15 protein-coding genes are annotated in these 12,873 nt (G+C 45.6%); 5 read left to right on the forward strand and 10 right to left on the reverse strand.

The genetic code is table 11. The features are described from left to right. The first annotated feature begins 183 nt into the window (after positions 1–183). The 4 genes from MY523_RS00985 (at position 184) to MY523_RS01000 (ending at position 2,573) form a co-directional block, all read left to right on the forward strand. A complete protein-coding gene (locus MY523_RS00985) occupies positions 184–444 on the forward strand; it encodes a type II toxin-antitoxin system ParD family antitoxin (protein WP_250656944.1) in 261 nt (86 codons plus the stop codon). A gap of 8 nt (positions 445–452) precedes the next feature. After that, positions 453–683, forward strand: coding sequence for a type II toxin-antitoxin system RelE/ParE family toxin (locus MY523_RS00990; protein WP_250656945.1), 231 nt, complete (start codon positions 453–455; stop codon positions 681–683). A 561-nt stretch (positions 684–1,244) separates the two neighbouring features. Beyond that, a complete protein-coding gene (locus tag MY523_RS00995) occupies positions 1,245–1,652 on the forward strand; it encodes a hypothetical protein (RefSeq protein ID WP_250656946.1) in 408 nt (135 codons plus the stop codon). Between the two features lie 249 nt (positions 1,653–1,901). Continuing rightward, entirely contained in the window at positions 1,902–2,573 is a 672-nt protein-coding gene (locus MY523_RS01000; RefSeq protein ID WP_250656947.1) for a DUF3299 domain-containing protein, read from the forward strand. A gap of 70 nt (positions 2,574–2,643) precedes the next feature. Here MY523_RS01000 and MY523_RS01005 read toward each other — a convergent pair whose 3' ends face one another. The 5 genes from MY523_RS01005 to MY523_RS01025 form a co-directional block, all read right to left on the reverse strand. Next, a complete protein-coding gene (locus MY523_RS01005; RefSeq protein ID WP_250656948.1) occupies positions 2,644–3,645 on the reverse strand; it encodes a CobW family GTP-binding protein in 1,002 nt (333 codons plus the stop codon). Positions 3,646–3,727: 82 nt separating this feature from the next. Continuing rightward, complete coding sequence (locus tag MY523_RS01010) at positions 3,728–4,189, reverse strand: Fur family transcriptional regulator (RefSeq protein WP_250656949.1); 462 nt, start codon at positions 4,187–4,189, stop codon at positions 3,728–3,730. A 125-nt stretch (positions 4,190–4,314) separates the two neighbouring features. Further along, the gene (locus tag MY523_RS01015; RefSeq protein ID WP_250656950.1) at positions 4,315–5,121 is read right to left on the reverse strand and encodes a substrate-binding periplasmic protein; all 807 of its coding nucleotides are present in this window, start codon (positions 5,119–5,121) and stop codon (positions 4,315–4,317) included. A 138-nt stretch (positions 5,122–5,259) separates the two neighbouring features. Continuing rightward, a complete protein-coding gene (locus tag MY523_RS01020) occupies positions 5,260–5,505 on the reverse strand; it encodes a hypothetical protein (protein ID WP_250656951.1) in 246 nt (81 codons plus the stop codon). Positions 5,506–5,507: 2 nt separating this feature from the next. Next, positions 5,508–5,852: a hypothetical protein gene (locus MY523_RS01025; RefSeq protein ID WP_250656952.1), complete on the reverse strand. Its 345-nt coding sequence runs from the start codon at positions 5,850–5,852 to the stop codon at positions 5,508–5,510. A gap of 223 nt (positions 5,853–6,075) precedes the next feature. Here MY523_RS01025 and MY523_RS01030 point away from each other — a divergent pair, with 223 nt between their 5' ends. Beyond that, entirely contained in the window at positions 6,076–6,576 is a 501-nt protein-coding gene (locus tag MY523_RS01030; protein ID WP_250656953.1) for a gamma-glutamylcyclotransferase family protein, read from the forward strand. A gap of 13 nt (positions 6,577–6,589) precedes the next feature. Here the strand turns inward: MY523_RS01030 and MY523_RS01035 are convergent, their stop codons facing one another. The 5 genes from MY523_RS01035 to MY523_RS01055 all read right to left on the reverse strand — a co-directional run bounded on the left by MY523_RS01035 (position 6,590) and on the right by MY523_RS01055 (position 12,782). Beyond that, complete coding sequence (locus tag MY523_RS01035; protein WP_250656954.1) at positions 6,590–6,985, reverse strand: LysE family translocator; 396 nt, start codon at positions 6,983–6,985, stop codon at positions 6,590–6,592. Between the two features lie 385 nt (positions 6,986–7,370). Further along, the gene (locus MY523_RS01040) at positions 7,371–7,670 is read right to left on the reverse strand and encodes a hypothetical protein (RefSeq protein WP_250656955.1); all 300 of its coding nucleotides are present in this window, start codon (positions 7,668–7,670) and stop codon (positions 7,371–7,373) included. Between the two features lie 311 nt (positions 7,671–7,981). Next, the gene (locus MY523_RS01045) at positions 7,982–8,977 is read right to left on the reverse strand and encodes a hypothetical protein (protein WP_250656956.1); all 996 of its coding nucleotides are present in this window, start codon (positions 8,975–8,977) and stop codon (positions 7,982–7,984) included. A 504-nt stretch (positions 8,978–9,481) separates the two neighbouring features. After that, positions 9,482–11,140: an acetolactate synthase large subunit gene (locus tag MY523_RS01050; RefSeq protein WP_250656957.1), complete on the reverse strand. Its 1,659-nt coding sequence runs from the start codon at positions 11,138–11,140 to the stop codon at positions 9,482–9,484. Positions 11,141–11,165: 25 nt separating this feature from the next. Beyond that, positions 11,166–12,782, reverse strand: coding sequence for an FAD-dependent oxidoreductase (locus MY523_RS01055; protein ID WP_250656958.1), 1,617 nt, complete (start codon positions 12,780–12,782; stop codon positions 11,166–11,168). Positions 12,783–12,873 lie beyond the last annotated feature (91 nt).

Raw genomic sequence — 12,873 nt, forward strand, 5'->3', positions numbered from 1 at the left:
TATTGTAGGGGCATGCTCAACAGAAAACCCTGATTCCGTTCGTCCCTCTCTTCATCAAGGCTACAGGTTAAAGTTCCGATTACCCAACCCTCCAGTCATCCACTTTGGTCATGGCAATAACAATCATTGCTAAAGATTGCTAAACTAGGTTTGTTGTTGCTGATAAACAAACAGGCAAAGATTATGAATGTATCACTCACACCACAGCTTGAACGCTATGTAAAAGAAAAGGTGACTTCAGGCATGTACAACTCAGTCAGCGAAGTGATGAGAGAGGCTCTCCGCTTACTTGAAGAACGTGATGCCGTTAAAGAAATGAAGCTGGAAGCCTTGCGTCGAGACCTTCAGGAAGGCATTGTCGAACTGGACAGAGGTGAGGGGTCGCCTTTGAACATGGACGAGATTAAAGCCAAAGCGCGTGCAATGAGGGATAAAAGGGGATAGTGCGGGCATTGATTAAGGCCCCAAAAGCAGAAGAAGACTTGATTGATATCTGGTTGTATGTGGCAGAAGACCAGCCAGTGAATGCAGATAGGTTTCTGGACAGGCTGAATGATGCTGCCATGCTTTTGGCTGAAAGCCCTGAAATGGGGGTTGATAGACGGAGTTTATGTAAAGGGCTTAAAAGCTTTCCTGTAGGCAATTACATTTTGTTTTACAGAGTTAACCCCCCAAGAACTTGAATTGGTAAGAGTGTTGTCAGCCTCCAGAGATATTGAAAACCTGAGCTGGTGAATATTGCCATTACCCGCCTTTCATAAGCGTGCAAGACACGCAAGCCAAACAGTCAACCTTTTTCAGGGGAATCTAAAGTGTTGAGAAATATTCTGACCGCTCTCTTACTAACACTTTCTTTAAACGCATTTTCTCAACCTGATATAGAGCTTATATATTCCGAACTGAAATTAAGTCTACCTGCTGATTTCACTGTTATCGGTGATTTGGGTGGGCCAGACAATTTTCTTGTCTTTAGGTACGGTAACGAGAAAGGGAAGAAATTTATTGCGTTTACCGATATGATTTCATCGATAAAAAGCATATCAAAATATCTTCAAAAACATATAGTCTGAAACGCATAATCCTATTTGCTAATATCGATTGCAAATTTTCTACTGAGCATACGCATACTCTATAGAATCGGGCGCGGGGCACCCTCCTACAAGGGGCTTGGCAAAATGTGTGGTTACAAATAGGTAGTAGGGTGCCCCGCGCCCGATAATTTAATAAAACAATAAGAGGCCGATATGAATCAAAAACTAATAAAAAACGGATTTATTCTCGCAGCATTAATGAATTTCAGCGTGCTGATATTTTCACGAGGGTTTACCAATGTGGCTATAAACGAGGCCGACCCTGTTGTAATGTCTAATTTTGGACTCCTCATGATTATTATGTGGGGCTTAGCTTATCTATCAGTAGCGACGGTAAGTTCAAACATAAAATGGATTGCCGGTGCGTTTGCTTTAGAGAAGTTAATTTATGGTGTTGTCTGGGTTAAATGGCTTACAGAAAATAGTTTAGAAGCTGTTTATTCCGCAGATATTTTCGCGGGGATTTTTTATAGCATCTATGGCCTTAATGACTTTTTATTTATGATCTTTTTTGCTTGGGTGTTTTTTTCATATGGAGTTAAAGCAACGGATAACCACTGAGACTCCTTACGCTTCTGTCTCGAATTTCAGCTTTGCGTTTTGACATTGTTGATTCAGCTTGGTCATGCTCAATGCAGGACTAAAAGCGAATTACACTCTTGCTGCTGGTACGTTTCCCGCTAGTTTTTTCCGTAGATAGATTCTATGTCAGCGCCGCCTTTTTACAGAAAATCGTTTAAGATATAAATGATATGTTGTATCATTATGTTTTAAGAGAGACTAGTTAGGCTCAACGTAATGCGACATAGTATGGGATATTTAAAGTGGGTTACCACAGGCTTGGCGGCACTATTTTTAACGGCTTGTGAAAAAATAGAAGAGCCTGTACCTGGCGCTAAGCAAGACGCAGAAATACCCGAGCATCAAGCATTAGCTAGCGCGAAAATGGCTAATGGTGATGAAACACCGGTTAAGACTCTGCCTTTATCCGCTTTCAAAACGGTTGAGTGGACTGACTTGATGCCTAAAGACGATTTGGATGCGCTGCTGAACCCTCCCAGTTATGTGACTGACATAGAAGATGGGTCACTTGAAGATCAAATCAGCAGTCAGGTTAAAAGCAGTAATGCAGCGCCTGGCGATGACCGTTACCAACAAGCGTTAGCGTCAACACGTATTATTCCTGAAATGGATGGTCAGGCTATTCGAATACCGGGTTTTATTGTGCCACTTGAATTTGATGATACTGAAACCATTACACAGTTTTTTCTTGTGCCATATTTTGGCGCTTGCATTCATGTACCGCCACCACCACCAAACCAGCTTATCTTTGTTGACTATCCTTCCGGGGTAAAGCTTGGTGAACTCTATGACCCGGTTTGGATTTTTGGCTTTTTGAAAACCTCTATTGTTCAGAATGAAATGGCTACTGCTGCTTATTCGATGCAGATGCAGCATTTTGAATTTTACACAGAAGAGTAGTTATTCAGAGGGCTAGGTGCCCAGAAGCGTTTTGCTAATGGCCAATAGGCACCTTCGAAAGGCATAACGCTTAGTCTTCCAGGCAGTTCAATAACTGCGCTTCTAAAATGCCACTAAGGTTCGCAGATATAATTTCAATGCGGCTCTCTATACAGTCGTCCAGTTCCATTTCGGTGAGTGCGTCAGTTGTTAGGTTGTAGCCAAATACGCCTTCGTCAGTAATAAATACCGCCTTCATTCGTTCCGCATCGATCCCCGTTAAAAACGTATACAGTTTACTGTGATTAAATACTTTATCGGGGGAAAATCGCCAGCCGACGCTTTTAAATCCTTCACCTTCGTTAACCGCTTTAATGAATCCGCATTCGGGAATGGGGAGGTCGGTAAGTTGTGATTTTTCTTCCGTCTTATGATGGTGGTGTGATGCTGGGAAACGCACAGATGTTTTACCCTCCAATTGAGACGGCTCAATCTCACCTTGTTGTGAAAAGATAATGCTCACGTTGGGTTGGCTATGCTGTTTGATGTAGGCGGCCAATCTGGCTTTGTCTTTACTGTCGTATAAATCGGTCTTATTGCCGACAATAATATCAGCCATTGCTATTTGCTGATTAAAGGTGTCATGTTCTATATAGCGACTATCTGACAGCTTACGAGCATCGACCAAGGTTATGGTTTTTTGCAGTGATAGAACGTCCTGATAATGGCTGGCTGACAGCAACTCAAGTACTTCTTTTGGATGGCCAAGCCCCGTTGGTTCAATTAACAGGCGGTCAGGCTTTGCATTGGCTAGCAATTGATTCAGTGCGACTTGCATGGGCAGTCCCGCTGCACAGCACATGCAACCCCCAGGGACTTCACGAATAAAGACGCCTTGCTCTTGTGAGTGTTGCCCTTCAAACAAGCTGCCATCAATGCCCACTTCACCAAATTCGTTGACCAAAACAGCCCAGCGTTCCTCAGAAGGTTTGGTCTTGAGTAAGTGTAAAATAGCGGATGTTTTTCCAACGCCCAAAAAGCCAGTAATGATATTAGTGGGGACTGCTCGTATGGTTTCATTCTTGGAATTCATTGATTTAACTCTATACCACTCATTTGGTGTGTAATCGGTAGTTTAGCATTCCGGTTTTCAAGCTAGGAAATGGGCGTGGGTCTTAAGCGGCTTTCGCAGCGCACTCATTACAAATGCAGTTCATTTCCAGTTGAGGGCTAACGAGTTGAAAACCTGCGTTCTCCACATTTTTTTGCAGTTCCGCGATTGTGTATGTGTTAATGCTGATTTCCTTAACATGGTTGCATCCGCTGCAAATCAAAAACTGCGGCACTCCATGGTCATGGTCACAAGTAATGTGTGAACAGGCGACATATTTTTTTGCCAGGTTTAACTTGTGTACAAGGTTCTCATCTTCCAGAAATTCCAAAATCCTATACACCGACATCGCGGGTATTTTTTCGCCAAACTCCTGATTAAATAAGTCTATTAAGTCGTAAGCGGAAAGCGCTTTTTCAGATTGAACCAGTGATGCCAGCACTTGCTTTCTTTTGGTGGTTAATCGAGAGCCGTGCTTCTTACAGTATTGCTCGGCGTGGTTGATAATTGCGTCTACGTTGCCCATTCTTTTCATCTCAAACTAGTTTCTGATCAGCGATAGGTTTGCTGTGAATTCAGTCATGTTACAACGTATCATTTTTGTTTTCCAGTATGTGTTAATGGGAGGAGGGCGGTGACTGTTGAGAAGTATTACCCTTGAGGGTTAAGGTCAGGAAAGGAGACATGGTACTTTTTTAAGATGGCTCGATATTCTTTTGTCTTGATAAAGCCGACCAGTTTTCTGTCCAAAAACTCTGTGACTTGCTTGTTTAGCCCGGTATGCATAGGAGACAAGGCTAACCAAAGCTCATCTTTCTTTATACAGGTATCTCTTTTGATATCGGTTATCTTATTGTTAATTAGATAGTGAGTGACCGAATTCAGTGTGAACAGAAACGTATCTGCTCTTTTTGCTCTCACTAAATTAATAGCTTGTTCGATATAGCCATCATTGTACGGGAGAAGGAACATCCCATTACGTTCCGCCGATAAATACTCTTTCAGTATGTTCCCATATGAATGGTCTTGATAGATGATAATTTTTTTACTCAAAAGACTATCATCGCTTTTGTATACCCAGGAATCGTCTGCACTTTTGAAAAAGCAGTGAACTTGATAGGAGAGCGGAACCTGATGGTAGTATAAGTCGGGAGCTTCCTCCTTGGAAGGAGACAACAATGCCTGTGCTGAACCAAAACGCACCAGGCTGATCGCTCTGCTCCAAGGGTATATTTTGATATCAAATATGTAGGGGCTGTCTTTAAACAGGTTTTGGAGAATCTCCACCAGATAGCCGGGGTTCTCTGAGTCTTGAGCGCAAATCTGAGGACACCAGTCGATCGCTGAAATCTTTAAGAGCGTTTTATCTTCTGCACTTGCAACAGGTAAAATGCAAGTGCTTAAACTAAGGGTCAATAGTGCTTTTTTAAATACTCTATGACATTTAGCGATGTCCATATATAAACTCTTTCACAAGACAAATTAGGTTGTATGGGGCAGTCCGAATTCCAACCCACAGCACTGGCTCTTGTACAGTATAGTGCTAAATTGAATTGTAAATGAGTCGCTTATTGGTTTGCTATTCGCGGTTGAGGGTTACTTAGTGTCTCTCAGCCGGTTTATTTCTTTTTCGAGGTATTCGTTTTGCTTTTCTAATGCGCCTATTCGCTCCATCGCCTTTGCATAATTACCATCCAGGATACGAATAGTTTGATTATAATGCTTAGTGAGTTTTTCCAAGTCTCCCGAAAAGGACTCTACCTGTGTATGTAATTTCACCGCATCACGGGTAATCTGGAAGCCTTCTTTGAGTGCTGTAGCGACTGTCTCCATCCATGCCACGTTTAAAACTCCTTCACATTTAGATTATCTAACAGGTTATTTATGTTCGAGTGCGACTCAGCCAATTTCAGGTCTAACTCTTTTTTGTCGGCCAATATATCCCTGGCCGTTTCGACAAAGCCTTCAGCCCGTGCTTCTGAGGTTATCTCAAATAGTTTAACGGTGTCGGCGTTTGGAGCGTCACCCGGGTCTAGATCGTCTTCGTCTAGAGGGCGTTTCTTGTATACACCTACGGTAGCCTGTTGAGTGGTGATGGTTGTTTTAGCTGTGTCTCGAATTCTCAACGCGACCTTCTCTCGGGCTTCGTCTTGGTTCTCTTTTTGTATGGTCATGATTTCAACTTTCACAAAAGTATATTCCTCATAATAAGCTTCACAGGCTATTTCGTCAAAGTGCGCCTGTATAAGGTGTGACAGCCGCTTTGACTTAATGGAGGTGATGAGAACTGAGAATCTATAAGGCTACGCTTTAACATCTGTTAGTTCATATTTTTTGAACTGCAGCAACTTAAAGTGGTCGACCCTAGTAAATAAGGTATTTCATTTCGGTTGCTTGAGGGGTTAGAGTTTAATGAAATATTTCGCGTTTGGCTCCAATATGTCGTTAAACAGACTTCGAGAGCGGGTGCCGAGCTGTGAGGTTATAGGTACATTTCGCCTTCTTGAACATACACTCTGTTTTCACAAGCGCGGGACAGATGGTTCAGCCAAATGTGATGCCTTCTATACCGGCAAGCCCGGTGATGTGGTGTATGGTGTGTTGTACGACATTGCCCCGGCTGAGAAGAAGACGCTGGATATCGCCGAAGGGTTGGGTCATGGCTATGAAGAGAAGTCGGTCTCGGTGCTGTCTCCCCTGCAAGTTGTTGAAAACGCCGTGACCTATTATGCGACGCATATTGACCGCTCTTTATTTCCTTTCAGCTGGTATAAAAAACATGTGTTGGTGGGGGCAAAGGAAGCTGAGCTGCCTATTTACTATCAACAACAGATTGAGGCGGTTGCAGCCGTCGGCGACCCTGATCTTGACCGGGCCGCACGGCAACTGGCCATACATGGTTTGTTGCCATAGCCTGTAGATGGCTTTATATAAAGGCCAGTCGAGCAGCAAATATAATCAATATTATGCCTAATGTCCGTTCCATTAGCTGTAGTTGGTTATTGAACCAGGCTCGGGAGGCAGGGGCTGAAAATAGCAGGCTTACCAGTGTAAACCAGAAGGCATTCACGAAACACATCCAGGCACCATAAAAAACCTGCACATTAATCGGGGTGCTGATGCTGACCACACTGGTCATAACGGCCAAAAAGAACAGTGTTGCTTTGGGGTTTGTGGCATTGGTCAGAAAGCCGATGGAAAACGCTCGAAGCAACGTTTGTTTATCTGTTTCACTGGTGACGTTATTGCCAATCTTTAGAGAAGAGGCAGATGAGTTGGCTCTGCAAAGTTGAACACCTAGATACAGTAAATAACCTGCCAATTAAAGTGAAGAAGTTTGTTGAACATATTGCCGGGCGTATTACTTCAGCGTGATGAAAAAAGGGGCGGGCAACAACAGATAAATAATATCGTTTGTCACCGACCCGAATGGCACTTACTTAAGACATAATGACTCTGTACTGTCATTCCCGCGCAGGCGGGAATCCATTTGGAACGGAGTCTACAACCCTATGGATCCCCGCGTTCGCGAGGATGACAAGCTTAAGTAAGTGCCATTCGTCACTGAAAATCATAAGTCGCCTCAATGAGACGGCTTTTGAATAGTTATAAAGTGATTCGATGATTAAATCACATTCTCTTTAACCAATATTACACTCCATATTTCACCCTTGGTTCCATCCAAGTTTGACCACTCATTACTTTCTTCAAACATCATTTTGTAACGCTTCTGGCCCTGTGTGGCCTCCGTTAGGGTTTGACTCTTCTTCCGGTGGCTGTGAGTTGATTTCGTTTACCAATTGATTGAAACGATCTCCTCGGAATGCGCTAACAATTTCGTCTCTCGCCGCTTGGTTGAATACGATTTCACCGCCTTCGATTGACCCTGCAGGTGTGAAGTTACCACGACGCACGTAACCTTGATGCTCTGTGAAGATCACGAAGCGCTCGTCATGATCACGGTCATTGTATTTTAGTATGCTGAGTGGCAGTTCAAGTAGATGCATAGCCACGCCATTGACTGTTTTACTACTGCGCCTTCACCAAAAGATACACTAGGATCCACTACCTCAGCCCAGTCGCCTGCATAGTCAGCTTGTGCCAGTGTCGAAGCGATATTCAGGCCATTTATATCAAACTGTGAAGCTTCCAGTTTTCCAGCATACGTAGGAACCTGTGCGTTTACGATATTAATGGTGCCATCACTACCTGCGGTGATTTTTTCATTTTCAGGGACTTTAACCCAGCCACTCGATGTTAGTAGATAGTCGCCATCGCTGTCATCGTCATCATCTGATTCCAGAACAAAGCTGCCACTTTACGGGTTGTAGGTATATTCTGTATCGCTGGATTCACCGGTTTCTGGATTGTAAGAGAATGTGCCGTAACCTAGCCATAATCCATCTCCGTGGTGGTCGGCTTCAAACCAATTAATGCCGACGGTTGATACTAATTCGATCAGGTTGGCTGCACTGGCTTCTTTTGCTGCTTTGCGCGCCTCCATTTCAGCGACCAGCGTACCCTTTTCAGATTCGTCGATGGCGTTGCTATTGGCGATGGTTGCAATATTGTCAACAGTAAAGTTTTCGCCTTCTTGTTCTACTGCGCTGTTAATGGCTTCGAGGTTTTCCAATACTTTGGCAACCACCATGTCGAGCACTTGATCGAAGGTGATATCTGTACCTGAAATGGCTTCGTTTACCGCGTCCATATTCTTCTGAATAACCGTGGCGGTTACCTGTGCAACGTGGTGAAGTTTCTGAAATTCATCTTTCTGTTCTTCAGTAAATTCAGTAGATGCTTTACCTGCCACATAGTCCTCTGAAAGGTCTAGGTCAGTGCCCAGTTTAGCCTTGATAGATGACTCTGCATCTGCGAGGACAAAGCCATCGTTGTTTTCCAATTCCTGCTGCACCATGGTGGTTAGTGGGCTGACAAATTTATACCCCGCAGGTGCCGCCATTGAGTAGTCGCTGGTAATCTCGATGCCATCTTCATCAGAGGTTACCCCAGCGATGACTTTTACGATTAATGGCTTTAACAGTTGCTCTGTAGTTGCTCCTTCAATTGTAAACTCACCACCGGCTGTTGAGACTGCGCTAGGCTCACCTTCATCACAGACTTTGTTCTCGTTAATATCTAAACAAACAGTAGCATTAACCAAATAACCATCGGCAACGGTGCCTGATAGAGATTCCGTTGTAGCTGTAGTAGCTGTACCTGAACTTGACCCGCCACCGCAAGCGGCTAATGCCAATGCAATACTGGATGCTAAAAGAGATCGTTTAAAGAGTGTGGTGCGAGTCGGTGTCATTTATTGATTCCCCTTGGTGGCGAGAATATCGCCAGATGTTCTGTTGCTTAAAAATAGACAGAAAAATTATCCAATAATTGATCATCTTGGTCTGCTGTACATCTGTACAGGTATGTTTTCAAATGTTACAAAGACTTTACAGTTGAGTCATCAGTCCGGGAGAAATACAGAAAAAGGCTCACCAGCTTTATATTAGGAGAACAAATGCAAGTTTATTTTCGAATAAGTGGGGGCGTCCAATGTTTGAGTTTTGAGCTGAAATATTAAAAACGGTAGATGATGCCTTTGTAACGCAATAGATTCTGAAAATCATAAGTCGCCTCCCTCGCCGAGGTATCCAGAGGTATACTCGAGAGGGCTTACACTCAACAAATGAGGCGGTTACTCGCTACAGGATGTCTTAAGGTATTAAAAAAACGGCCTAAAAAGGACAGGGACAGTCGAGGTTCATTGTCGGCTGCCCCCTCTCACTATTTTATTACAGGCTTTCGGTTACGCACTTTTTTAAGGCGCAATTTTTTTCTTCAGTGCACGGGTTACCGGCAGTGGCAAGCTGGGGAGCGAGCGTAGTAGCCAGGGTAATACCTTACGTTTTACGCCGTTCAGGGATTCCGGCACCATTACTTCGATCAGGTTTGGGCCTGAATGTGCCAATGCGTATTCCAGTGCTTTATTGAGTTCTTCGGCCGTACTCACTCGTATACCGTGGACGCCCATACCTTGTGCCAGTTGTGAGAAGTTCAGCACTGGGCCATTCAGGTCTAGTTGGGACTTCGCTTTTTCACCCACGGAATCCACGCCCACTCGCTCCAGCTCAATATTCAGCACTGAATAAGAGGCATTGTTAAAGATAATGCTGGTGATATTCAATTGTTCCCGTGCCATGGTCCACAATGCCTGATTGGTATACATGGCAGTGCCGTCACCAATCAGCGCCAATACAGGGCGGTCTGGGCAGGCAATGGCCGCACCCACGGCATTCGGTAAGCCTTGGCCTATGGCGCCTCCCGTAAGGGTTATCATATCGTGACGGGGCGCACCCTCGGTCATGCTGTTTAGCATCAGGCCAGAGGTGATAGCTTCGTCGACAATAATGGCGTCTTCTGGCAAGAAATGCCCGACGGCTTTACAGACTTTTTCGGCAGTGAGTTTGCCTCGTGGACGATCAGGGCGTTTAGCTTCCTGCAATACTGGCGATGCTTGAGAAGCCCCCAACGCGTCTGCGAGTTTGTGCAGGCTGGCAGTGGTATCATGTTCTGGGCTAGCCAAGGTATGCACGGTACAGCTATCTGGCACCAGATAACTCTTCTTACCCGGATACGCAAAGAAAGAGACAGGGGCTTTGCTATCGAGAAGAATCAGGTTGTCGATATCTGCCAGCTGAACACTGGCCAGTTCCGCCAAATACGCAATCCGCTCTACGGGGGGGAGTCCTGCACCACGCTCAATACGAACCGGGAAGGTTTCAGCAAAAATCTTAACGCCATTGTTGGCCGCAATTTTGGCTGCAACCAGCAAGCTTGGTTCTCGTAAGGCTCGCCCGCCTAATAAAAATGCCGAGTTTTTACCAGAACGAATAGCGGCTGCAATCTTTTCGACCTCTGCATCATCGGCTACTGGCACAGCCGGTTGAGGAGGAACGCCACAAGGTACGCCGCCTTCACCCCAAGAAACATCCGCAGGTAGAATCAGAGTGGCAACCTGGCCAGGAAAGCCGCGCGCAGTAGTGATTGCATCTGCTGCGTCTTTACAGAGCTCTTCGGTGGTTTGTGAGGTGCGGACAAATCCGGGTGATACGTTGCGAGCGACAGTTTCAATATCTGACTGTAGTTGGGCATCGTATTTCACATGATGGGTGGCATGATCACCCACGATATTAATCATTGGCACCTTGCCTTTACGTGCATTATGCAGATTTGCCAAACCATTGCCTAAACCACAGCCTAAGTGCAGTAAGGTTGCAGCGGGTTTATCTGCCATGCGTGCGTAGCCATCGGCAGCGCCGGTGGCGACACCTTCAAATAGCGCCAGTACCGCTTTCATTTTGGGCTCGCTGTCGAGCGCCGCGACAAAGTGCATTTCACTGGTGCCTGGGTTGGTGAAACAGACTTCCACGCCCGCATCGACCAGGGTTTTCATTAGAGCTTGTGCTCCATTTAGCATTGTGATTCTCCTAATAAATCGTTGCTTAAGCGGTGTCGCTAATAATTGATCGGGCCGCGTTACGGGCTGTCATAATACAACCCGGTAGGAATGTACCTTCCAGTGACCGTTTGCCATTGGAGCCACCACCGCCAAATCCGGCTGCTTCACCGACACAATATAACCCCGGTACTGGCTGGTCTTCGTTGCCCAGTACTTTACAATCGATATCGGTGCATAAACCGCCGAGGCTTTTGCGGGTTACCAGCTGTACTCGAATAGCGATAAAAGGCCCGGAGCCCGGTTTTTGTAACGGTGCGGGTTTGCAAGTGCGTAGCTTGTCTGGCCCCCACTGTCGAGCGTGCAGAATGCTGCGAATCTGGTCGTCGTTTTCCAGTTGATTACCTTTGTCAAAATTGGCATCAAACTCGTCGGCGGTGGCTTGCAGTACAGCAGGATCTATATCGAGGGAACAGGTGAGGGCGTTCATTTTAGCTGCTAGCCCTTCCAGCGTGTCATCGACTAGAAAATCATTACTTTCGTTGGCCATTTGTTTGATCAGGTTTTGATTGCCCAACAGCAGATCTTTCGCAAAACGGATAAACTGCTTGTCACGAATTCGCTGGTTATGCTCTGCGCCGGAAATGGCAAACTCTTTGATGGCAATGCGCCAGTTCAGTAGGTGCCATGTCCAGGGTTTCTCCTGTTCTACCACACGCAAGCATAACTCGTGGGTATCAAACCCGGTGACCAGAGGTTTTGGGCCAATGCGCTCACCTTTATGATTCAACCAAAGTGCCGATTTACAGGGAATGGTCGATAACCCGTGACCTTCAAAATGCGGGTAGGGATGCGGAAAACCCGCTGCGTAATTCCACATTTCACCTGCATTAACAATACGGCCACCTAGTTTATCTTCAACTTCATGATGGAGCTTACCGTCTGCATAAGGGTGAGCGCCATTGAGCATGGTGTCAGGCAGTGCACGGTGCTCCGGCCAATTTTCCCGGCACTCTTTATGGCTGCCATTAATGCCGCCTGTTGCCATCACCACGACCGGGGCACGGAACTCTATTTGTTCATTGGTTTCTTCGTTAACGCCCAATGCGCCGACTACCCTGTCGTTTTGTTTAACCAGTTCGGAAATACGGTGCCGATGCAACAATGTTAAGCGGTTATTGCTATTGGCTTCATGCATGGCAGCAATCATCGTGCGCGTGAGCTCACGGGAGGCGCCCCATACTACGTGGTAACGGGGCAGGCTGTTGCCATTACCATACAGGCCACGCTCAACCCAGTTCACCGCTGGCATAAACTTGATGCCTTCGTTTTTTAACCAGTCATATACTTCGGTGCGGGAATTTTCGACATAATACTCTGCCCAGTTAAGGGAGTGTTTGTCGTTGGTATCCAGCTCGCCGAACCGAATCCAGTCGCGTAGAGCACGTTCTGGCGAGTCTGGAATTTTCATCGATGCCTGTAGCGGGGTGCCAACCAACATCATGCCGCCAAAGGCCCATAATGCCAGCCCGCCCAGACGCTCAGGTGTATCACGGTCAACCAGGGTCACGGTTTTACCCGCTCTTAGCAGCTCCAGCGTGGTTACGATGCCACTAATGCCGCCACCTACGACCAATACATCGGAAGAAATTTTATTAGCCATTAAGACGATCCTTTCTGATCACTTTATACATTTAGATAGAATATAGGATATTTTTTAAGAAAGGATTGACCTCTCGGGACGCGAAAATTGA

Origin of the sequence: Alkalimarinus coralli (assembly GCF_023650515.1) — a bacterium.
Lineage (GTDB): Bacteria > Pseudomonadota > Gammaproteobacteria > Pseudomonadales > Oleiphilaceae > Alkalimarinus > Alkalimarinus coralli.